The 21,342-nt window shown below is 70.5% G+C and carries 21 protein-coding genes and 1 riboswitch; of the genes, 11 read left to right on the top strand and 10 right to left on the bottom strand.

The genetic code is table 11. The features are described from left to right. Nucleotides 1–4 precede the first annotated feature (4 nt). On the top strand, nucleotides 5–1,348 hold the full coding sequence (locus OG223_RS48010) for an ABC transporter substrate-binding protein (protein WP_329263485.1): 1,344 nt from the start codon (nucleotides 5–7) through the stop codon (nucleotides 1,346–1,348). Nucleotides 1,349–1,403: 55 nt separating this feature from the next. After that, nucleotides 1,404–2,603 (top strand): Gfo/Idh/MocA family protein, encoded by a 1,200-nt coding sequence (locus OG223_RS48005; protein ID WP_329263484.1) that lies wholly within the window; start codon nucleotides 1,404–1,406, stop codon nucleotides 2,601–2,603. A 56-nt stretch (nucleotides 2,604–2,659) separates the two neighbouring features. On the opposite strand, the gene OG223_RS48000 is transcribed toward OG223_RS48005, so the two are convergent. Continuing rightward, on the bottom strand, nucleotides 2,660–3,355 hold the full coding sequence (locus OG223_RS48000) for a L,D-transpeptidase family protein (protein WP_329263482.1): 696 nt from the start codon (nucleotides 3,353–3,355) through the stop codon (nucleotides 2,660–2,662). A 213-nt stretch (nucleotides 3,356–3,568) separates the two neighbouring features. Between OG223_RS48000 and OG223_RS47995 the strand changes: the two genes are divergently transcribed. Next, the gene (locus OG223_RS47995; protein ID WP_329263481.1) at nucleotides 3,569–4,969 is read left to right on the top strand and encodes a pyridoxal phosphate-dependent decarboxylase family protein; all 1,401 of its coding nucleotides are present in this window, start codon (nucleotides 3,569–3,571) and stop codon (nucleotides 4,967–4,969) included. Here the strand turns inward: OG223_RS47995 and OG223_RS47990 are convergent. Continuing rightward, the gene (locus tag OG223_RS47990; RefSeq protein ID WP_329263479.1) at nucleotides 4,887–5,747 is read right to left on the bottom strand and encodes an SDR family NAD(P)-dependent oxidoreductase; all 861 of its coding nucleotides are present in this window, start codon (nucleotides 5,745–5,747) and stop codon (nucleotides 4,887–4,889) included. The genes OG223_RS47995 and OG223_RS47990 overlap by 83 nt on opposite strands. A gap of 50 nt (nucleotides 5,748–5,797) precedes the next feature. Between OG223_RS47990 and OG223_RS47985 the strand changes: the two genes are divergently transcribed. After that, the gene (locus OG223_RS47985; RefSeq protein WP_329263477.1) at nucleotides 5,798–6,334 is read left to right on the top strand and encodes a hypothetical protein; all 537 of its coding nucleotides are present in this window, start codon (nucleotides 5,798–5,800) and stop codon (nucleotides 6,332–6,334) included. Between the two features lie 2 nt (nucleotides 6,335–6,336). Here OG223_RS47985 and OG223_RS47980 read toward each other — a convergent pair whose 3' ends face one another. From OG223_RS47980 to OG223_RS47970, 3 genes are all read right to left on the bottom strand, one after another. After that, nucleotides 6,337–7,251, bottom strand: coding sequence for an SDR family oxidoreductase (locus tag OG223_RS47980; protein ID WP_329263475.1), 915 nt, complete (start codon nucleotides 7,249–7,251; stop codon nucleotides 6,337–6,339). 86 nt (nucleotides 7,252–7,337) lie between these two features. Beyond that, entirely contained in the window at nucleotides 7,338–7,967 is a 630-nt protein-coding gene (locus tag OG223_RS47975) for an MBL fold metallo-hydrolase (RefSeq protein WP_329263474.1), read from the bottom strand. After that, a complete protein-coding gene (locus tag OG223_RS47970; RefSeq protein ID WP_329263473.1) occupies nucleotides 7,967–9,055 on the bottom strand; it encodes an S-(hydroxymethyl)mycothiol dehydrogenase in 1,089 nt (362 codons plus the stop codon). The genes OG223_RS47975 and OG223_RS47970 overlap by 1 nt, the downstream gene beginning before the upstream one ends. Before the next feature lie 172 nt (nucleotides 9,056–9,227). Here OG223_RS47970 and OG223_RS47965 point away from each other — a divergent pair, with 172 nt between their 5' ends. Continuing rightward, the gene (locus OG223_RS47965) at nucleotides 9,228–10,982 is read left to right on the top strand and encodes an ABC transporter ATP-binding protein (protein WP_329265852.1); all 1,755 of its coding nucleotides are present in this window, start codon (nucleotides 9,228–9,230) and stop codon (nucleotides 10,980–10,982) included. Between the two features lie 68 nt (nucleotides 10,983–11,050). On the opposite strand, the gene OG223_RS47960 is transcribed toward OG223_RS47965, so the two are convergent. After that, nucleotides 11,051–11,344, bottom strand: a complete 294-nt coding sequence (locus tag OG223_RS47960; protein WP_329263472.1) for a hypothetical protein — start codon at nucleotides 11,342–11,344, stop codon at nucleotides 11,051–11,053. A 171-nt stretch (nucleotides 11,345–11,515) separates the two neighbouring features. Between OG223_RS47960 and OG223_RS47955 the strand changes: the two genes are divergently transcribed. Continuing rightward, on the top strand, nucleotides 11,516–11,881 hold the full coding sequence (locus OG223_RS47955; RefSeq protein WP_329263470.1) for a nuclear transport factor 2 family protein: 366 nt from the start codon (nucleotides 11,516–11,518) through the stop codon (nucleotides 11,879–11,881). Nucleotides 11,882–11,959: 78 nt separating this feature from the next. Here OG223_RS47955 and OG223_RS47950 read toward each other — a convergent pair whose 3' ends face one another. Then, complete coding sequence (locus OG223_RS47950) at nucleotides 11,960–12,448, bottom strand: MarR family winged helix-turn-helix transcriptional regulator (protein WP_329263468.1); 489 nt, start codon at nucleotides 12,446–12,448, stop codon at nucleotides 11,960–11,962. A gap of 59 nt (nucleotides 12,449–12,507) precedes the next feature. On the opposite strand from OG223_RS47950, the gene OG223_RS47945 reads away from it, so the two are divergent. Both OG223_RS47945 and OG223_RS47940 read left to right on the top strand, forming a co-directional pair. Continuing rightward, a complete protein-coding gene (locus OG223_RS47945; protein ID WP_329263466.1) occupies nucleotides 12,508–13,347 on the top strand; it encodes a hypothetical protein in 840 nt (279 codons plus the stop codon). Nucleotides 13,348–13,373: 26 nt separating this feature from the next. Further along, a riboswitch (ZMP/ZTP riboswitch) is annotated at nucleotides 13,374–13,458 on the top strand. 21 nt (nucleotides 13,459–13,479) lie between these two features. Continuing rightward, on the top strand, nucleotides 13,480–14,328 hold the full coding sequence (locus tag OG223_RS47940; protein WP_329263464.1) for a bifunctional 5,10-methylenetetrahydrofolate dehydrogenase/5,10-methenyltetrahydrofolate cyclohydrolase: 849 nt from the start codon (nucleotides 13,480–13,482) through the stop codon (nucleotides 14,326–14,328). A gap of 70 nt (nucleotides 14,329–14,398) precedes the next feature. Here the strand turns inward: OG223_RS47940 and OG223_RS47935 are convergent, their stop codons facing one another. Next, nucleotides 14,399–16,357, bottom strand: coding sequence for a ricin-type beta-trefoil lectin domain protein (locus OG223_RS47935; RefSeq protein WP_329263462.1), 1,959 nt, complete (start codon nucleotides 16,355–16,357; stop codon nucleotides 14,399–14,401). A 180-nt stretch (nucleotides 16,358–16,537) separates the two neighbouring features. On the opposite strand from OG223_RS47935, the gene OG223_RS47930 reads away from it, so the two are divergent. Next, nucleotides 16,538–17,764: a glycosyltransferase gene (locus tag OG223_RS47930; protein ID WP_329265851.1), complete on the top strand. Its 1,227-nt coding sequence runs from the start codon at nucleotides 16,538–16,540 to the stop codon at nucleotides 17,762–17,764. Here the strand turns inward: OG223_RS47930 and OG223_RS47925 are convergent. Beyond that, nucleotides 17,761–18,159 carry a VOC family protein gene (locus OG223_RS47925; protein ID WP_329263461.1) on the bottom strand — a complete coding sequence of 133 codons (399 nt, stop codon included), beginning with the start codon at nucleotides 18,157–18,159 and terminating at the stop codon, nucleotides 17,761–17,763. The genes OG223_RS47930 and OG223_RS47925 overlap by 4 nt on opposite strands. A 110-nt stretch (nucleotides 18,160–18,269) precedes the next feature. Between OG223_RS47925 and OG223_RS47920 the strand changes: the two genes are divergently transcribed. Next, nucleotides 18,270–19,250, top strand: a complete 981-nt coding sequence (locus OG223_RS47920) for a helix-turn-helix transcriptional regulator (RefSeq protein WP_329263459.1) — start codon at nucleotides 18,270–18,272, stop codon at nucleotides 19,248–19,250. Here the strand turns inward: OG223_RS47920 and OG223_RS47915 are convergent. Beyond that, nucleotides 19,247–19,900: a TetR/AcrR family transcriptional regulator gene (locus tag OG223_RS47915; RefSeq protein WP_329263457.1), complete on the bottom strand. Its 654-nt coding sequence runs from the start codon at nucleotides 19,898–19,900 to the stop codon at nucleotides 19,247–19,249. The genes OG223_RS47920 and OG223_RS47915 overlap by 4 nt on opposite strands. Before the next feature lie 163 nt (nucleotides 19,901–20,063). Between OG223_RS47915 and OG223_RS47910 the strand changes: the two genes are divergently transcribed. Further along, complete coding sequence (locus OG223_RS47910; protein WP_329263455.1) at nucleotides 20,064–21,311, top strand: YncE family protein; 1,248 nt, start codon at nucleotides 20,064–20,066, stop codon at nucleotides 21,309–21,311. Nucleotides 21,312–21,342: the final 31 nt, after the last annotated feature.

The raw sequence follows: 21,342 nt of genomic DNA, 5'->3' as shown, positions 1-21,342 counted from the left end.
GGGCATGCGATTTCGTACGGTCATGGCACTGACCGGGGCGCTCGCGCTGTCCCTGACGGCGGGCTGCGCCAAGGGCGACTCCGTGGGGTCGGCCTCGAACACGGTGACGTACTGGCTGTGGGACTCCAACCAACTCCCCGCCTACCAGGCCTGCGCGAAGGGCTTCGAGCAGCAGAACCCCGGACTCAAGGTGAAGATCACCCAGTTGGGCTGGGCCGACTACTGGACCAAGCTCACCGCGAGCTTCATCGCGGGCACCCAGCCGGACGTGTTCACCGACCACATCCAGAAGTTCGGCCAGTTCGCCGACCTGAAGGTGCTCCAGCCGCTCGACGATCTCGACATCGACCCGTCGGCCTATCAGCCCGGCCTGGCCGCCAACTGGCAGGGCCAGGACGGACATCAGTACGGGGCGCCGAAGGACTGGGACACGGTCGCCCTCTTCTACAACCAGAAGATGGCCAAGTCGGCGGGCCTGAGCGCCGACCAGCTCAACAGCCTGTCCTGGAACCCGACGGACGGCGGCACCTTCGAGAAGGCCATCGCCCATCTGACCGTCGACAGGAACGGCAAGCGCGGCGACGAACCGGGCTTCGACAAGCACCACGTCAAGGTGTACGGCATGGCCACCGGGGGCGCCGGTGACTCCGACGGTCAGACGACGTGGAGTCCCTTCACCGCCTCGGCCGGCTGGAACTACACGGACAAGACACGCTGGGGCACGAAGTTCCAGTACGACAGCAAGACCTACCAGTCGACGGTCAAGTGGTACTTCGGCCTGGCGAAGAAGGGCTATCTCGCGCCGTTCACGGACTACAGCGACGGCGCCAACCCGGCCAACGCGCAGATCGCGGCCGGCAAGGCGGCGACCGCTTTCGACGGCGCCTGGATGATCTCCACGTACGCCGCCGCCAAGGGGATCAAGATCGGCACCGCATACACCCCTACCGGTCCGACCGGGAAACGGGCGACCATGATGAACGGACTGGCCGACTCGATCACCAAGAACGCCCACAACAAAGCGGGCGCGCGGAAGTGGGTGACCTACCTGTCATCGGACAACTGCCAGAAGACAGTGGGCAGTTACGGCATCGTCTTCCCCGCGACCCCGGACGGCACGAAGGCCGCCGTCGCCGCCTACGAGAAGAAGGGCATCGACGTCACGGCCTTCACCCGGCCGGTCGCCGACAAGAAGGACTTCGCCACCTTCTCCTTCCCGATCACCAACTACTCGGCGGACGTGTACGCGTTGATGCGCCCCGCCATGCAGGACGTCTACGCCAATGACGCACCGGTCAGCGGCCTGGGCGAGACCAACAAGCAGATCAACTTCATTCTCGGCCAGTGATGTTCGTTCAGTGATTTCCGCTCAGGGAATCCCCGTCAGAGAAGGACACGCACCTATGACGTTCTCCCTCGGCATCGTCGGAGCAGGCCAGTTCTCCGGCCAGTTCGCCCGACTGTTCCAGGCCCACCCAGGCGTGAGCGAGGTCTATGTGACCGACCTCCTGCCGGAGCGGGCGGAGCAACTGGTCGCCGAACAAGGGCTGGCGGGCACTTTCCCCTCCTACGAGGCGATGCTGGAGTCGAAGGCCGTCGACGCCGTCGCGATCTTCACCCAGCGCTGGACGCACGGCCCCCTCGTCCTCCAGGGGCTCGGCGCCGGCAAGCACGTGTACTCCGCGGTCCCCATGGCGATCAGCACGGAGGAGATCGCGGCGATCATCGACGCGGTCAAGGCGACCGGACTGACGTACATGATGGGCGAGACCAGCCAGTACAACCCGGCGACCGTGCACGCCCGCAACCAGATCGCGGAGGGCGCCTTCGGGCGGATCTTCTACGCCGAGGGCGACTACGTCCACGACATGGATCTGGGGTTCTACGAGGCGTACCAGTACAGCGGCGGCGAGGGCTGGAAGGCGACCGCCAGCTATCCGCCGCTGCTGTACCCGACGCACTCGGTGGGCGGGGTGCTCGGCGCGTGGCAGACCCACGCGGTGAGCGTCTCGGCGATCGGGGTCGTGGACGAGCGCGGGGACGGTGTCTTCGACAAGGAGGTCAGCCAGTTCGGCAACGACTTCTCGAACGCGACCGCGCTGTTCGAGGTGGCGGGGGGCGGTTCGTTCCGTACGAACGAGTTCCGGCGGGTGGGCTATCCCTCGCAGATCCGGGAGTCGCGTTTCCGGTTCTTCGGGACCGACGCGAGCATGGAGCAGCTCGCGACGGTGGCCTTCTGGCAGGACAAGAAGGGGGTGCAGGACATCAGCGAGCTGCTGGAGCCCAAGCCCACCATGTCTCCTGACGATCCGTCACTTCAGCACGTCGCGCCGGATCTTCGGGCCGCCTTCACCTCGGGCTCGGCGCCGGTGCACGACCGGTCGCGGCTGCCGCGGGAGTTCGACAACCTCCACAACGGCCATGAGGGCAGCCACCACTTCCTCGCGGACGACTTCGTGACCGCGGTCAACTCCCGCACCCTGCCGTCCGTGAACGCGTGGGTCGCGGCCCGCTACACCCTGCCGGGCATCATCGCGCACGACTCGGCACGACAGGGCGGGGCGAGGCTGGAGATCCCGGACTTCGGGGACGCGCCCGCGTAACGGGGTTGGTGCGCAAGCCGGGTGACTGTTCGTCAGTTGCCCGGCCCACGGCTCTGTCAGGTGCCCGGCTTGCGGCCGTAGACGAAGACGTCGTCGCCGTTCTTCAGCAGCGACCAGTACTTCTTGGCGGTGGCCGGGGTCATGTTGACGCAGCCGTGCGAGCCCGGCGGGTTCCACATGCTGAGGTTGACCGAGTGGAACGCCTGGCCGCCGTCGAAGAACTGGCTGTAGGGCATGGGCACGTTGTAGATGGTCGAGACGTGGTCGATGTCCCGCCAGTAGATCTTCTTCAGTCCGGTACGGGTCTCGTAGCCGTTGCGGCCGGTGCGCACCGGGACCGGGCCGTAGACGAGCCGGCTGCCGTCCTGGATCCAACTGATCTGGAGCGTGAGGTTCACGCAGGCGATCCGGCCCTTGTTCGTCGGACACTTGCCGGCCGCGTTGGGCTTGTTGCCCACGGCCTTCTGCTTGTTCATGAGGTCCATCACGCCCCAGGTGACGGACCCGGCGTAGCCGATGTTCGGCGTGATGCCGTGCTTGGTCTGGAAGGCCTTGATGGCCTTGCAGTCGGCGGCGGACTGCTTGCCGTCGACCGGCCGCCCGAGGAACTTCTCCACCTGCTTCTGGTACGGCCCGGCCTGTGTCGTACAGCTCGCCGCCGCGGCGGGCGTGCTGCCCAGCGCGAGCGTGAGCGGTGCCACCAGCCCGGTTATCCCGAGCACTATGGCGCCTCGTCTGCGAATGTCCCCCATGTCGAACCCTCCCCGTCAGCCATGACTGCGATCTCTGCCACCTAGACCGGAGTATGGCGGTCGAGGTTGTAGTGCGGGTCGCGCTGCGACGAAACAGTGACATTCCTCGCCTGCCGGTCAGCGTGCGCACCGCCGGCCGTTCGCCGCTCAGCAGTCCAGTTCCCTGAAACTGGACCGATACCCGTCCCGCGGCCCCGGCCTACGCTGCCGCCCATGCACCGCACTCTCGCCGACGATCTCTCCCGGCTCCCCGCGCTCCTGCAGTCCGCCCGTGACCTCGCCGCCGCCGAGCTGGACGGGGTGGCCGAGCGGCCGGTCGTACGGCTCGACAAGGCGCCCGACCGGGAGCCGCTGCCGGTCGAGGGGGCCGGCGGCGAGGCGGCGCTCGCCCGGTTCGCGCAGCGGTGGGCGCCCGGGCTGTCGGGATCGGCCGGCCCGCGCTATCTCGGCTTCGTGACCGGTGGTGCGACGCCCGCGTCGGTCGCCGGGGACTGGCTGACCAGCGCGTACGACCAGAACGTGTCCGGGGCGGCCGGTTCCTGGGCGGCGGCCCTGGAACGGGAGACGGTCGGCTGGCTGGGCGAGCTCTTCGGACTCGGCGAGGCGCACTCCGGGGCCTTCGTCACCGGCGCGACCGTGTCCAACACGGTGGGTCTCGCCGTCGCCCGCGAGTGGCTCGGCGAGCGCCTGGGCGTGGACCTGTCCCGGGCCGGGGCCGCCGCGCTCGGCCCGGTCGACGTGCTCTCCGGCAGCCCGCACTCCAGCGTCGCCAAGGCGCTGTCCGTCCTGGGCATCGGCCGGGACCGGCTGCGCCAGGTACCCGTACTCGCCGGGAACCGCGAGGCCGTCGACGTGGCCGAACTCGACGCCGCCCTGGCCGAGTTGGACGGCCGACCGGCGATCGTCGTGGCGAACGCCGGCACGGTGAACACCGTCGACTTCGACGACCTGCGGGCGATCGCGGCCCTCAAGGAGCGGTACGACTTCTGGCTGCACGTGGACGCCGCGTTCGGCGGCTTCGCCGCGCTCTCCCCCGCGTACGCGCACCTCGTCGACGGCCTCGACGCGGCCGACTCGGTCTGCGTCGACCTCCACAAGTGGCTCAACGTGCCCTACGACGCGGCCGTGCAGTTCACCCGCCGCCGCGACCTCCAGGTCAGGGTGTTCCACAACGCGTCCCCGTACCTCGGCCCGCCCACCGGCGACCCGGACTTCCTCCACCTGACCCCGGAGAACTCCCGCCGACTGCGCGCCCTCCCCGCCTGGTTCTCCCTCCTGGCCTACGGCCGCGCCGGGCACCGCGAGATCGTCGAGCGCAACGTCGCCCTCGCCCGCCGTCTCGGCGAGGGCATCGCCGCGCTCCCGGGGCTGCGGCTGACGGCGCCGGTCCGGCTGAACGTCGTCTGCTTCACCCTCGCCGAGAACCCCACGCAGGAGCGGGTGGCCGCCGTGGCTGAGGCGGTGGCCGCCACCGGCGAGGCGTTCCTGACGCCGACGGTGTACGACGGGACGCCCGCGCTGCGGGCCGCGTTCAGCAACTGGCGTACGTCCGAGGCCGATTCGGACCGGGTACTGGCGGCGCTTGCCTCACTGCCCCTCTCCCGCCTGCTCTGAAAGAGCCCGACGGGAACCCGGTGGCCACCGCGGTGACCCCGCCGTCGACGGTGAGCGTGGTGCCGGTGATCCAGGAGGCGTCGCGCGAGGCGAGAAACGCGACGGCCGCGGCGATGTCCTCGGGCTCACCGACCCGGCCGAGCGGATACAGCCCGCTCAGTGCGTCCAGGTCGTCGTCCCTACCCTCCCAGGCGGAGGTGCGGACGGTGCCCGGCACCACCAGGTTGACGCGCACTCCCCGCCGGGCGGCGTGTCCGGCGAGGGTGCGGGTCAGGGAGACGAGTCCGGCCTTGGCGGCGCTGTAGGCGTGGTTGCCGAAGTCCTGGGCGCCGTTGACCGATCCGATGCTGACGATCGCCCCGCGTCCCGAGGCGGCCAGGTGCGGGAGTGCGGCGCGGCAGCAACGGAACGTTCCCGTCAGCGTGATGTCGAGGTCGCGCGCCCACTCGTCGTCCGGTTCGTCCTCGAAGAGCGGGACGTCGGGCGTGCAGTGCGCGGCGCAGTTGACCAGGACGTCGAGCGCCCCGAAGGTGTCGACGGCGTGCGCGACGGCCCGCTCGACCGCCCCCTGGTCCCCCACGTCACAGCCCAACGCCTCCGCCGTCAGCCCGAGTTCACGCAAGTCCGCCGCCGTCTTCTCGGCCTCGGGCGGATCGGCATCGGTCACCAGAACCCGCGCGCCCTCCTCGGCGAGCCGCCGGGAGATGGCCGCGCCGATGCCACGGCCCGCACCGGTGACGAGAACTCCGTACCCCTGGAAGCGCGTTGTGTCTGTCATGGGCCCGAACGTACTGCCGGAGCGATCAACTCGGCAGATACGGTGCGGACATGAACGCGTTCATCCAGCAACTTCCCGCGCTGATCGGTGTCGTGATCGGTGCCCTCGGTTCGTACATGGCGATCGTGCGGGGTGAGCGGGTGAGGTTCCAGAGGGAGCGGGAGGCCCGTTGGGAGGAGCGGCGGCTCGTGGTGTACACCGACTACGCACGAGTTCTGAAGCAGACGGTCACGCTCACCTATCGGGTCGCGTCCCACTTCCGCAACGACCCCCATCCCCACCCCCTTACGCCCCAGGAGGCGGCACCGATGATCGCCGAGGCCGCGCTGGCCCGCGACCCGGCCGGAGAGACGCTGCTCATGCTGGGCAGCCCGGAGGTGGTGGCGAAGGCCCGGGTCTGGGTCACCTCGGTTCTGGCGATGGAGCGGTTCCTGCGCGAGGGCAGGCACGATCCGGAGACCTGGCAGGACCTGCTGGAACGACAGCGGGAAGGGCGCCAGGGTTACTACGCGGCCGTACGTGACGATTTGGCCCTGCCACCAGGCCACTCGGCCGCCTGGGTATTGCCACCCGTGCACCCCGTCTGAGCTCACCGGTACCCGGTCACGTCCGCCGGTTTCCCCACGTCCTGCACCTCCACCAGGTACCGCCAGGCGTCCGGGCGGCTCCCGTCGAGGTCCGTGAAGCCGTACACCGGGGCGAGCCCGCCGCTGGACAGCGACTGCCCGTTCCAGCGGGCCACTTCGGGGTCGGCGGCGAGGGCGGTGACGGCGCGGCCGACGTAGCGCGGGGTCTCCGAGATGGCGAAGTGGGGGACGCGTTCCAGGGCGTCGCGCCAGTTCTCCTCGCCCACGCCGAACTGGTCGAGCATGATCTCCGAGCGCAGCCAGCCCGGGGTCAGTGCGACGGCGGTGGCGCCGCGCGGGCCGAGTTCGTGGCCGAGGGCGAACGCCATGCGCAGGACGGACGACTTGGCGAGGTCGTAGAAGAAGGAGACGCGGTAGGTGTCGCGGTTGTACTCGGCGGTCCCGTCGGTCATCTCGACGACCAGGCCGCCGGGCCCGCGCAGCAGCAGGGGCAGCGCGTGGTGGCTGGTGATCGCGTGCGTCTCGACCGCGAGCCTGAGGAGGCGCAGTCCCTTGTCGAGGTCGTGCTCCCAGAGGGGGGTGTCCCAGGCGAAGAGGTGCTCGCCGCCCCAGATGTCGTTGACGAGGACGTCGAGGTGGCCCTGTTCGTCGTCGATGCGGTCGACGAGGGCCCGTACGGCCGAGGGGTCCAGGTGGTCGGTGGGGACGGCGATGCCCCGGCCGCCGGCCGCGGTGACGAGGTCGGCGGTGTCCTCGATCGTCTCGGGCCGGTCGTACTCGGAGCGCCGGGCGCGGGTGCTGCGGCCGGTGACGTAGACGGTGGCGCCGGCCGCGCCCAGTTCCACGGCGATCCCGCGTCCCGCTCCGCGTGTCGCCCCCGCGACCAGTGCGATCTTGCCTTCCAGTGGCCCCGGCATGTCCGGCCTCCCGTGCTCGTTCGACGTGTGTCATGCCGATCGTGCAGGGGAAGCCGGACACCTTCTGTCGGGTATTTCCCGGTGTCTCAGTGGCCCCGCGCGATCCATTCCTCCAGGTGCGCAGCCTCGGCCCCCACGGTCGTCGAGTCGCCGTGTCCGGTGAGCACCTTCGTCTCGGGCGGGAGGGTCAGCAGGCGGTCGCGGATGGAGTCGATGATGGTCGGGAAGTGGGAGTACGACCGTCCCGTGGCCCCCGGTCCGCCGTGGAAGAGGGTGTCACCGGTGAAGACCGTGCCGAGCCCGGGGTCGTACAGGCACACCGCGCCGGGCGCGTGACCGGGCGTGTGCAGGACCGTCAGGTCGGCGCCCGCGGCCTCGACGACCTGGCCGTCGGCGAGATGGGCGTCGGGGTCGCGGTCGGGGTGGGTCTGCTTCCACAGGGGCAGGTCGTCGGGGTGCAGCCAGATCGTGGCGCCGGTGCGGTCGGCGAGTTCGGGCGCCGCGTCGATGTGGTCGTTGTGGGCGTGGGTGCAGATGATCGCGGTGAGGCGGCGGTCGCCGATCGCCGCGAGGATGGCGTCGGCGTCGTGTGCGGCGTCGATGACGACGACCTCGTGGTCGTCGCCGACGATCCACACGTTGTTGTCGACGTCCCAGGTGCCGCCGTCGAGCGTGAACTGCCCTGAGGTGACGAGGTGTTCGATGCGCGCGGCCATCAGAACACCACCACCGAACGCAGCACGTCGCCGCCGTGCATCCGCTCGAACGCCTTCTCCACCTCGTCGAGTTGGATGGTCTCGGTGACGAACGCGGCGAGATCCAGGCGGCCTTGCTGGTGCAGGTCGATGAGCATCGGGAAGTCGCGGGAGGGCAGGCAGTCGCCGTACCAGGACGACTTGAGCGCGCCACCGCGTCCGAAGACGTCCAGCAGCGGGAGTTCGAGCTTCATCTCCGGCGTGGGAACACCGACGAGGACGACCGTGCCCGCCAAGTCCCGGGCGTAGAAGGCCTGTTGGTATGTCTCCGGGCGGCCGACCGCCTCGATCACGACATCGGCGCCGAAGCCGCCGGTCAGCTCACGGATCGCCTCGACGGGGTCGCTCGTCTTCGAGTTGACGGTGTGCGTGGCCCCCATGGAGCGGGCCTTCTCCAGCTTCCGGTCGTCGATGTCCACGGCGATGATCCGCGCCGCGCCCGCGAGCCGGGACCCGGCGATCGCCGCGTCACCGACACCACCGCACCCGATGACCGCGACCGTGTCACCGCGGCCGACGTTGCCCGTGTTGATGGCGGCGCCGATACCGGCCATCACCCCACAGCCCAACAGCCCGGCGACCGCCGGGGAGACGGCCGGGTCGACCTTGGTGCACTGTCCGGCGGCCACCAACGTCTTGTCGGCGAAGGCTCCGATACCCAGGGCCGGGGAGAGTTCCTGGCCGGTCGAGGCGAGGGTCATCTTCTGCTTGGCATTGTGGGTGTTGAAGCAGTACCAGGGACGGCCACGCAGACAGGCGCGGCAATTCCCGCACACGGCACGCCAGTTGAGGATCACGAAGTCACCGGGGGCCACGTCGGTGACGCCCTCCCCCACCGACTCCACGACACCCGCGGCCTCGTGGCCGAGCAGGAAGGGGAAGTCGTCGCTGATGCCGCCCTGTTTGTAGTGCAGGTCGGTATGACAGACCCCGCAGGCCTGTACCTTCACCACGGCCTCACCGGGTCCGGGGTCGGGTACGACGATCGTCTCGACCCGGACCGGCTCGTTCTTGCCCGGTGCGATCACGCCGCGTACTTCCTGCGCCATGGTCCTGAACCCTTTCGTCAGCCGTTGTCCCTGCCTCCGACCCTACGCGTGACTGATCGGTAAGGCCCATGCGTGGAGCCAGGGCCGTCACCGCCACCGCCCCGGTCGGCACGCGCGTCGGCCGACGTAGCCTGAATGCTCCGACCGACTCGCAGGGAGCGCCGTGGGCACCGTGGTAAACACAGGGACTCAGAGCGGCCCGCCGGCCTGGCGGTTGCTCCTCGACTACGTACGGCCGCACCGCTGGGCCCTGCTGGCGGGTGCGCTCCTCTCGCTGGTCACCGGGGGCACCGGACTGCTGCTGCCACTGGTCGCGCGCGGCCTCATCGACGATCTGTCGCACGACCGGACGATCACCGGGGCGCTGCTCGTGATGTCGGCGCTGGTGGTCGCCAACGCGGCGCTGGGCGCGCTGGGTTCATACGTTCTGCGGCGCACCGCCGAGTCGGTGGTGCTCGGCGCGCGCCGGGCCCTGTCGTCGTATCTGCTGCGGCTGCGGATCAGCGCCGTGGACCGCAGCGAGCCCGGCGACCTGATGGCCCGCATCACCTCCGACACCACGCTCCTGCGCGAGGTCACCACCGATTCATTGGTGGGCCTCGGCACCGAAGGGCTCATCCTCGTCGCGACCGTGGTGATGATGGGCCTGGTCGACCCTGTACTGCTGGCCGTCACCCTCGGCGTGATCGTGGGTGCGGGCATCGTGCTCAGCGTGATCGTGCCGCGCATCAACCGGGCCAGCCGGCAGGCGCAGGACGCGATCGGTGTGATGGGTGCCTCGCTGGAGCGGATCCTCGGCGCGCTGCGCACGGTGAAGGCGTCCGGCGCCGAGGACCGCGAGGAGCGCACCCTGCACGCGGCGGCCGAGGAGTCGTGGCGGCAGAGCATCCGCGCCGCCAAATGGACGGCGGCGGCGGGCAATACGGCCGGCCTGTCGATGCAGATCGCGTTCATCACCGTGCTCGCGGTGGGCGGGGCGCGGGTGGCGACGGGCGCGATCGACGTCGGCACACTGGTCGCGTTCCTCCTCTACGTCTTCTACCTGATGATGCCCATCCAGCAGGTCGTCGGAGCGATCACGCAGTACCAGACGGGCGCCGCGGCCCTCTCCCGCATCCAGGAGGCGCTCCAGCTCCCCGCCGAACCCCCGTCCCTGCCCGCCCAGTTGCCCTCCCCCGGCGCCGAACCCGCGGCCCTCGCCTTCGACGACGTCCGCTTCCGCTACGGCGCCGACCTGCCCTACGTCCACCACGGCGTGACGTTCGAGGTGCCGGCCCAGGGCATGACGGCGTTCGTCGGCCCGTCCGGCGCGGGCAAGACCACCGTGTTCTCCCTCATCGAGCGTTTCTACGATCCCGAGTCCGGGGCCATCACCCTCGACGGCCGGGACCTCGCGGACTGGGAGCTGTCCGGGCTCCGGTCCGCCATCGGCTATGTGGAGCAGGACGCGCCGGTCCTGTCGGGCTCCCTGCGCGACAACCTGCTGCTCGGCAACCCGGACGCGGACGACGACGCCGTCGCCCGGGTCCTGAGGACGACCCGCCTGGACGGCCTGGTCGCCCGGCTGCCGAAGGGCGTCGACACCCTGGTCGGCCATCGCGGCACCCGTCTCTCGGGCGGCGAGCGCCAGCGCGTCGCGATCGCCCGCGCCCTGCTGCGTCATCCCCGGCTGCTGCTCCTGGACGAGGCGACCTCGCAGTTGGACGCGGTCAACGAAGCGGCCCTGCGTGACACCGTCGCCGATGTGGCCCGTACGACGACGGTCCTGGTCGTCGCGCACCGGCTGTCCACGGTGACGATGGCGGACCGGATCGTCGTGATGGACGCGGGCCGGGTCCGCGCGGTGGGCACGCACCGGGAGCTGGTGAGCGCCGATCCGCTGTACGCGGAGCTGGCGGCGACCCAGTTCCTGGCGACGGCGGGCTGATCCCGCCCCACGACTGAGGGCCGCCCGTTTCCGGACGGCCCTCGGGGTCTGCGCGCTGCGCGGTCTCACTACTCGACGGCGGGGAGGAGTCCCGTCACCGGCGCGGCCATGTCGGTGACCTGGTGCAACTGCTGGAGGTCGTTCACGTGGTTGAGCGCCTTCATCTGGTCGGCGACCTTCGGGATCTGCGCCTGGTGCTCGGCGGGGATCTCGCTCACCGCGAGCGAGTCCAGCAGGGCGACCGGGCTGATCTTGCCGTCCTTGAAGGCGGGCGCGTCGGCGGCGTTCGCCATCGGCGCGACGAGGCCGGTGACCCCGACGGCGAGACCAACGGCGGCGGCGATACGTCGTGTTGAGATCATGCTTGCAGCAACGCGGACGGCGGCCACGCGGTCACGGGCGCCGGGCGCCGCTCACCCGTCAGGAGGAGTGCGCCGCTCGGTTTGCCGACCCCGGCGCGGCGGAGGAGTCTCGTAGGAGAGGCCAGCCGCGGCTCGCTCCTGTTCGGGCCGCGGCCCTCCGAGGAGGTCACCATGGGCACTGCGGCACGCCCCGGCTTCGACACCGAAGTCCTGCGCCGGGGCATCGAGGACCACACAGCGGCGACACTTCTGTCGCTCTACGCGGACGACGCCGAGATCCACGTCGTCGACCACCAGACCCAGCCAAGTCACCCCAAGGTCCTGCACGGCCGGGACGAGATCGGCGCGATGCTCGCCGACGTCTACAGCCGCGACATGACACACAAGTTGGAGGAGTGCGTCGTCCAGGGGGACCGGGTCGCCTACAGCGAGTCCTGTCAGTACGCGGACGGGACCCGTGTCCTGGCCGAGTCGATGCTCGTGCTGGACGACGGCAAGATCACCCGGCAGACGATGATCCAGGCATGGGACGGCTAGCGGGATTGGTGCCGAAGGTCCGGGTCACCACCCGGCTGACCTGGACCTTCTCGGCGAGTACGGTACCCGCCGGCACCGCTAGGACTCGACGGCGAGCACCAGTTTCCGCAGCAGGTCTGCGAGCGTCCGCCGCTCTGCTGGGTTCAGTGCTGCGAGCAGCGCGAGCTCGCCCGCTTCCTCCGCCGCCACGTGCTCCTCGAGGACTGCGTATCCGGCGTCGGTGAGCCGCACCCGCACCCGCCGCCGGTCCCCCGTCTCATGGGTACGGGCGATGAGCCCCGCCTCCTCGACGGCCGCCAGCCGCGCGGAGAGCGCCCCACGCGTCAGGCCCAGCAGTTCCGCCAGCCGTGACGGGCTCGTCTCGTACGGCGGCCCGAGCCTGCGCAGCATGAGCAGCACCTTGAACTGCCACTGCTTGAGCCCGTCGGCGTCGAGCACGTCCCGCCGCGCCTGACCGGCATGACGGGCCAGGATCGCCAGCCGGAAGAAGACCTGCTCCTTCACCGGGTCCATCCAGGGGAGTTCCTTCGCCCAGAGTGCCACGTGCCGGTCGACCGAGTCCTCCACGTCTGCCTCCCGCAGTGGTTTTCTTGTGGATAGTTTTTCGCATAACTACCTTCCCCGTCATGGCATTCACAGCGAACGCGGTCATTCCCGTCGAAGAACTCATCGCCGCCGCACACGAGTTGAGCGTGACGGGACGATGGGAGCGCGCATCCCGCCTGCTGGACGCGTGCACCGCCGACGAGCCGGACCTCCGGGCGCGGGTCGCCCGCGCCGCCGCCCAAGTGGCCCTGGAACAGGACTGGTTCGCGGGTACGGACACCGCGACGGCACGTATCGAGGCGGCCGAGAAGGAGTTCCCGGGCGGTGACTGGGACGTGGACTTCGCACGGCTGCGGAACACCTACCGCCGGCTGCTCGTCGTCGACGGCCGGCTCCGGCTGGGCCCGGACGGAAAGGACCCGGAAGCCCTCGCGTCCCTGCTCCGCGAGGCGGCGGCGCTACGGGACGGCGCCCCGGACGAGGGGCGCCGGGGCTGGGCGGAGATGTACCTCGGCCTCATCACGGACAACCACTTCGCCGACCTGGCGAACGCGCCCTCCCACTACGCGTCCGCACTGCGCGCCGCCGAGTCGGGCGACGACCCATTGCTGGCCCGCGAGGCCCTGCGCCACCTCGGCGACCACGACCACGACGCCGGTGACCACGACCTGGCCCTGGACCGCTGGCGCCGGGCGACCACGCTGGGCGCCGGCGCGGGCACGGTCCCCGGCACGCTCTCCCAGCAGTTGCTGCTCGCCGTGCTGGCCCGGGACTCCGGCGACGAGGCCGGGGCCAGGGCACTCGCGACGGAGATCGCCCGCTGGGCGGAGGCCGTCGGGGCGCCACGCCTCGCGGCGCAGGCCCGCGACTTCCTGGCCGGTGTCGACCCGACGGCACCACCTTCGGAGAACGGGTCCTGACGGCCGTAGATCTCTCGGTTAGGCTGTTCGTGGGTCGTGACTGGCGCTGAGGTGGAGCACCACCGTGGAGCGGCCCACGCGGAGTCGATGCCGTGCGCCTGGGCGATTGGTCAACCAGCTCAGGAGTGGATCATGTCCCAGGCACGGCTCATGGACGGCACCGCGCTCGCCCGGCGGATCGTCGAGGACACCGCGAAGAAGGCCGCCGACCTCACGGAGCGCACCGGTACGGCGCCCTGTCTGGCGACGGTTCTGGTCGGCGCGGACCCGGCCTCCGTCACCTACGTCCGGATGAAGCAGAACCGCAGCCGCAAGGCCGGCATCGAGTCGCGGCGCGTGGAGCTGCCCGCCACCACGACCACCGCCGAGCTGGTCGCGGCCCTCACCGCGCTCTCCGCCGACCCCGGCGTGCACGGCATCCTGCTCCAGCACCCGATGGGTGAACACATCGACGAGCGGGCCGCGTTCGAGGCGATCGCGCCGGAGAAGGACGTGGACGGCGTGACCTTCGCGTCCTTCGCGGCGATGAGCTTCGGCCTGCCGGGCTTCGTGTCCTGCACGCCCGGCGGCATCATGAGGCTGCTCGACGAGTACGACGTCGACCCGTCCGGCAAGCGGGCCGTCGTGGTCGGCCGCAGCGCGATCCTCGGCAAGCCGGCCGGGATGCTGCTGCTGGCCCGGGACGCGACGGTCACCTACTGCCACTCCCGCACCCGGGACCTCTCCGCGGTGGTCCGGGAGGCGGACATCGTGGTCGCCGCCGTGGGCCGCGCCCGACTGATCCGGGGCGAGGACATCAAGCCCGGCGCGGTCGTCCTCGACGCCGGCTACAACGCGGGCAACATCGGCGACGTCGACTTCGACTCCGCCGCCGAACGCGCCTCGCTGATCACGCCGGTGCCGGGCGGCGTCGGCCCGATGACGATCGCCACGCTGCTGGAACAGACCGTGACGGCCGCCGCCCGACAGCTCGGGGTGTGATCGGAGCGTCCAGGTGCGTGTCCGTCCGGGCGGCCGGTGCGGGCCGCCCGGACGGTTCACGCCGCTACGGCTAAGTCAGCGTCCACTTCTGGTTGTTCGCCGTGCCGCAGGTCCACAGGATGAGCAGGGTGCCGTTGGCCGTGGCGGCACCGGACGCGTCCAGGCACAGGCCCGCGTTGACGTTGGTGAGGGTGCCGTCGGAGTTGGCGGTCCACTTCTGGTTGTTCTGGCCGTTGCAGTCCCAGATGACGACCTTGGTGCCGTTGGTGGTGCCGTTGTTGTAGGCGTCCAGGCACTTGTTGCCGTAGACCACGAGTTCCTTGCGGGAGGTGTACGTCCAGGCCTGGTTCTGGCCGCCGTTGCAGTCCCAGATCTCGGCCTGGGTGCCGTTGGTGATGGTGTTGTTGTAGACGTCGGCGCAGCGGCCGGACCCGGTGCCGACGACCAGGGAGCCGTTGGTGCCCGGGATCTGCTGGACGTTGACCGTGCCCAGGGTCGGGAGTGAACTGCCCGTCAAGGTCAGGGAGTTGGCCGACCCCTTGGACAGGTCGGCCTGCACCGAGATCGTGCCCGCGCTGGAGCCGGTCGGCGGGAAGGAGACCGTCGTCGCGGTCTGGCCGTTGACCTGGAGGGTGCCGGTGAGGGCCGTCGAGCCGGTGTTGGTGTAGGTGACGTCGACGACGTTCAGGCCGGTGCTGGCCGCGCTGACGGCGGTGTACTTGCCGGTCGAGGTGGCGGTGTAGTTGGTGCTCGCCGCCTCGGTGCCGCCGCTGATCTTCAGGAACACGGAGCCGCCGGCCGGGACGCTCGCCGTGTAACTCGTGCCGTAGGAACCGATGTTGGTGCGGGACCACAGGTCACGGACGGTGGCGGACGCGGTGGTCAGGCCGAGGTCGGACCAGCGGACGGTGATGTTCTGGGCGGAGGAGGTGCGGTTGAGGAGGGTGACCGCGCGGTTGCCGAGGCCCGAGAGGACCTTGCCGTAGACCTGGAGTCCGGTGGTGTCCTCGGCGACCTTCACGCCCTGGAGGCCGCGCGCGTCCTGGTCGACGGCGACGACCTCGGGGTTGGTGAGGATGCCGGTGGTCTCGGTGGTGAGGGTCGTGAGGTCGTTGCCGGCGAGGAGGGGTGCGCCGGAGATCGCCCAGAGCGCCATGTGGGTGCGGTTCTGCGCGGCGGTGAGGCCGGTCATGCCGACCATCAGCATGTCGGGGTCGTTGTAGTAGCCGGTGTGCTGGGCGGCCGGGTGCAGGCCCTGGTCGAAGTTGGACAGCATGTTCGTCGTCGACGGCGCGTTGCCGTAGTAGATGATGTCCGTGCTCGTCCGGTACATGGGGGCCAGGCCGGGGGCCCAGTTCCAGGGGTTCCGGTAGCCCCAGTTGCAGATCGAGAGGGCCAGCGCGCGGCCCGTGGTGGCGGTGGCCTTGGTGACCGAGGCGCTGATCGCCTTGTACGCCGTCGCCGCGTCGAGGCCCTCTGCGTCGCCGCCGCACCAGTCGACCTTCACGAAGTCGAAGCCCCACTGGGAGAACTGGAGCATGTCCTGGTCGTAGTGGCCCTCGCTGCCGGTGTTCGGGGCGGCGGGGCGGCCGGTCGGGTAGTAGTAGCCGCAGCCGTTCGCGCCGGCGTCGGTGTAGATGCCGGCCTTGAGGCCCTTGCTGTGGATATAGGCGGCGATGGCGCTCATCCCGCCGGGCCACTCGCTGGTGTCGACGGTGATGTTGCCCGCGCTGTCGCGGGTGCCCTGCCACCAGCCCTCGTCGATGTTGATGTACTTGTAGCCGGCCGCCGGGAGGCCCGCGGCGACGAACGCGTCGACCTGTGCCTTGATGACGCTGTAGTCGATCTTCGCGGCGAAGCTGTTCCAGGAGGCCCAGCCCATCGGGGCGGTGGGCACGGCCATCTGACGGGTCGTCGAGGCGACCGGGGCCGTCTGGAGGGGGTCCACGGGGGCGGGTCTGGTGACGAGAAGCAGGGTGACTGCCGCTGCGGCCATCGCTAAGGCGCGCAGGATGGGGGTGCGGAACATGCGGCTCCTTTGCCGATATTTCGAACCGGGATCGGGTCGCCGAACGAAACGGCGCGCTGAAACTAGAGCTGCCCCGGGCCGAAGTCAACGGCTGTGACACGAGGGGCAGTTGGAATCGCGGCTGGATCCCCCACGCGTCGGCCACCGGGCGCGATACTGAGCGGCGTGCGCGTAGCGATCATGACAGCGGGATCCCGGGGCGACGTGGCCCCCTACACCGGACTCGGGCATGCCCTGGCCCGGGCGGGCCACGAGGTCACCCTCGTCACCCACGGCGGTTTCGCGCCCCTGGTGGCGGGCTCGGGCGTCGGCTTCCATCCTCTTCCGTTGGACCCCCGCGCCGAGTTGGAGTCCTCGCGGGGGCGCGGGCTGCATCGCAGCGCCTCGGGCGGGGGCAAGTTGCTGCGGGTGGTCACGATGGCGCGGACGCTGGTCGGGCGGATGACCGACGAGCTGCTGACGGCCGCGCGGGCGAGTGACGTGCTGCTGCTGTCCAGTTCACTGGGGCCGCTGGGGCATGCCATCGCCGAGGGGCTGTCCTTGCCGAGTATGGGCGTGTACCTGCAACCCCTCACACCCACAAGGGAGTTCGCACCGCCGATGCTCGGCGGCGGCTCCTGGGGCGCGGTCGGCAACCGGGCCGCCGGGCACGCGGTGACCCGGGCGGTGGAGCACGTCTTCACCACCGCCGTACCGGAGGTGCGGACCCGCCTGGGCCTGCCCCGCACCCGGCCCGGCGCCGCGCTCCGGTCCCGGGAGAAGCACGACTGGCCCGTCCAGCACGGCTTCAGCCCGCTGATCGTGCCCCGCCCGGCGGACTGGCGGCCCGGGCTGACGGTGGCGGGCTACTGGTGGCCGTACGACACGGACGCCCAACTCCCCTCCGAGCTGCGGGACTTCATCGACTCCGGCCCTGCTCCGGTCTTCGTGGGGCTCGGCAGTGCCACCGTGCCCGACCCGGAGCGGCTGAGCGCCGAGATCGTGCGCGCGCTGCGCAGGGCCGGGCTGCGCGGGGTGATCCAGCGGGGCTGGGGCGGCCTCGAAGCGGCCGGTGACGACGTCCTGACCGTGGGCGAGGTCCCGCACGCGGCGCTGTTCCCGCGGATGGCGGCCGTGGTCCACCACTGCGGCGCGGGCACCACCGCGGCCGGGCTACGCGCGGGGGTGCCGGCCGTGCCGGTGCCGATCCAGTTCGACGAGGGCTTCTGGGCGGCACGCCTGGTCGCCCTGGGGGTGGCTCCGGGTGTCGTGCCCCTGCGCGGCCTGACCGCCGACTCGCTGTCTGCCGCGCTGGTACGGGCCACCCGTGACCCGGGGTACGCCGAGCGGGCGCGGGCTCTCGGTGACCGGGTGCGCGCCGAGGACGGGGTCGCGCCGGTGCTGGCCGCCCTGGGCGCGCTGGCCTAGCGCTGCTGCCGCTTTACAGCCTCGGCGGTGACCGGCGTGAAGAAGTTGATCAGGTTGCCGTCGGGGTCGCGGAAGAGGAGGGAGCGGTTGCCCCACGGCATCGTCGTCGGTTTCTGGACGATCTCGCAGTCGAGGGGCGCCAGGCGCTCGAACTCGGCGTCGACATCCGGCACGCGGAACTCGGTGATCACCGAGCGGTTGGCGGCGGGTTGTGCGGAGCCGGTGCCGAACAGGGCCACGGTGCGAGTACTCGCGATCGCCAACGTGCAGGCGGGCGTGGCGAGTTCGGCGAAGTCGGGGGTCGACCAGGCGGCCGGGACGCCGGTGACCTGTTCGTAGAACCCGACGAGTCGGGCGACGTCGTCGGTGATGACGCGGATCGAGACGAAGTTCATGGCGGCTTCCTGACAGAGGAGGTCCTATGGGCTACCGGACGAGCCGGCGTCCCTCACGCTAGGACCGATACCGGACAGCTTCCGCCCGGTATCCGAGGCAGACTTTCGGGATGACCACCTCGACCGCGCGTGTGCTCGCCCTGCTGGAGATCCTCCAGGGCGGCGGCCTGCGCACCGTCCCCGACCTGGCCGCCCGGCTGGGCGTCGACGAGCGCACGGTCCGCCGCTACGTCGGCCATCTGCTGGAACTGGGTGTGCCGGTCGACTCGGTGCGTGGCCGCTACGGCGGCTACCGGCTCGCTCCCGGTTATCGGATGCCCCCGCTGATGCTCACGGACGAGGAGGCCCTGGCCGTGGTGCTCGGGCTGCTGGCCGGGCGCAGGGCGGGGCTCGGCACCGCGTCCGCCGCGGCGAGCGAGAGCGCCACGGCGAAACTGCTGCGGGTCCTGCCCGCCGCCCTGCGCCGACGCCTCGACGCCCTGCTGGACACCGCCGACTTCACCGCGCGCCCCCGGCCCGCCGACGCCCCGGAGACGGACGTGCTGCTCGAACTCGCCGAGGCAGCACTCCATCGACGGCCGGTGACGATCGGCTACACCGACCGCAAGGGCCGCGACAGCGACCGTACGGTTCTGCCCTACGGCCTGGTGGCGCATGCCGGGCGCTGGTATCTGACCGGCGCCGACCCCGCCGTCGGCGAGATACGCACCTTCCGCCTGGACCGCGTCACCACTCTGCGTGTCCGGTCCGGCTCGTTCACCGCCCCGACGGAGTTCGATCCGGCGGCCACGGTGCTGGACGGCCTCGCGCGGACGCCGTGGACCCACGACGTATCACTGCGGATCCGGGGCGGTGTGCGGCACATTCGCCGGCATCTCCCGGCGGAGATCGCCACCGTGACCACGCCCGACGAGGACACCGACTGGGTCGGCGTCCGGATCCGGGCCGAGCGGCTGGACTGGATCCCGGCCGTCCTCGCCGCCCTCGACCGTCCGTTCGTCATCGAACGCCCCGCCGCCCTGCGCGACCTCGTCCGCGCGCTGGCCCGCCGTCTGGACGAGCACGCCGCGCACGACGACGACTCGGTCTAGCCTCTCCAGCCGGGCGGCTGCATGATGCCGAGCAGTTGTCGCACGAGTTCCTCCACGACCTCGTCCAGCGTGGCGTCCACCCAGCCCGCGCTCCAGTCGTGGAGCAGGCCGTTGACGCTGCCGATGAACGCCGTCGCGGCGATGCGGTAGTCGCGGCGGGCGGCTTCGCCGCGCTGGGCGGCGGCGCGCGCCTCGGTGCAGATGAGGTTGATCCAGCGGGCGCGGCGGGCCAGCCGCTGTTCCTCCAGCCGGGCGCTGACGCCGATGATCTCCACGAAGGTGATGCGGATGCGGCGCGGGTCGACGGTGACGTTCGCGGCGTACGCCTGGAAGATCGCGGTGGACCGCTCGACGAGCGACAGGCCCTCCGCGGATTTCAGCGCCACGAGTACGGCTTCCTCGGCCCAGTCGTTGACCTGGAGGTGGAGGGCGGCCAGGACGTCCTCCAGGCTGCGGAACTCCTCGTAGAACTGCCGGGTGGACAGTCCCGCGGCCTCGCTGAGGGCGGCGACGGTCGTGGCGCGGTAGCCGGGGGTGTCGCCGAACAACTGCAGCGCGGCGTCCAGGAAGCGTCCGCGCCGCTCGACCTGCCGTTGCTCGGCGGACTTGCCGCCGTAGCGGCCCGTCGGCGCCTTGAGCCTGCCCGTCACTGTCACACCCCTGTCTCGTCGGCCACGGCCAATCTTGTCGTGTCCACAGTCTTGCGGAGAAGGGGGTCCCTCCTTACTTTTCAGTAAGTTCACTCTGAATTCGCGCGTGTTCAGATTCCTTCACCCCACCCGGCACCCGCTCACCTCACAGAAGAGAGCAGTCATGCCTGCCTTCAGACCCAGGCACCTTTGCTCCATGGCCGCCGCCCTCGTCCTGACCGTAGCCGCTCCCGCGACGGCCGCCACAGCCGACTCCTCCGCCGCTCTGCGCGAGGTGCTGTTCGTCGGCAACAACTGGGACGGCACCGCGGACGTCATCAAGTCCACCGGCGACTTCGCGAAGATCGGGGAGATCAACATCGTCCCCGACAAGGCGGCGCGACTGGCGGAGATCAACGCCGATCCGATCAAGTGGATCTACTACACGTCCATCCACAACGAGGTCGGACAGGGACACGACCAGTACGTGGACGACATGTACTCCACGCCGGACGGCAAGTCCGTCGTCGTCTCCCGCCCCAGCTTCGCCGACGTCGTGTCGATCAACCTCGCCACCGACACCATCAACTGGCGTTTCCCTGTGGCCGGTTACCGCGCCGACCACATGGCGGTCTCCCCCGACGGCACCCGCGTCGCCGTCTCGGCCTCGACCGCCAACAAGGTGCAGGTGCTGAACATCGACACCGGCGCCGAAGTGGGCGAGTTCGCCACCGGCGACAAGCCGCACGAGAACGTCTTCACCAACGGCGGCAAGTACATCTGGAACATGGCGATCGGCGAGGTCACCACCTCCCTCGACGATCCGGCCTGGGACTGGACCAAGGGCGACCGGCACATCACCGTCGTCGACGCCACCACGTTCAAGCAGGTCAAGATCATCGACATGCGGGACCGGCTGGACGCGATCGGCCTCACGAACTTCTCGGACGCGGTCCGTCCCGCGGCATTCAGTCCGGACTGGTCCAAGCTGTACTTCCAGGTGTCGTTCTTCAACGGCTTCCTGGAGTACGACGTCGCCACCGACAAGATCACCCGCGTGAAGACGCTCCCGGCGAACCCCGCGACCAGCACCGACCGCACCACCTGGCTGCTCGACTCGCGTCATCACGGCATCTCGATGAACCCCGAGGGCACCAAGCTGTGCGTCGCCGGGACGATGGACAACTACGCGACGGTCGTGGACCGGGCCACCCTCCAGGAGGGCCCGCTCGTCACGGCGTCCACGCCGTACTGGGCGACCGTGAGCGGCGACGGCAAGGACTGCGTCATCTCGGAGGCCGGCGCCGACCAGGTGACGGCCATCGACTTCGCCACCGGGCAGAAGGTGCTCTCCGTTCCGGTGGGCGACCATCCGCAGCGCGTACGGCTGGGCCATGTGCAGGCCGACTGGACGAGCCCGTCCGCGAGCTGAGCGACCGTCAACGGCACCGGTCCCCGAGGGG

The sequence above is a fragment of the Streptomyces sp. NBC_01478 genome (assembly GCF_036227225.1).
GTDB lineage: Bacteria > Actinomycetota > Actinomycetes > Streptomycetales > Streptomycetaceae > Streptomyces.
This window is presented reverse-complemented; position numbering and strand designations above follow the sequence as displayed.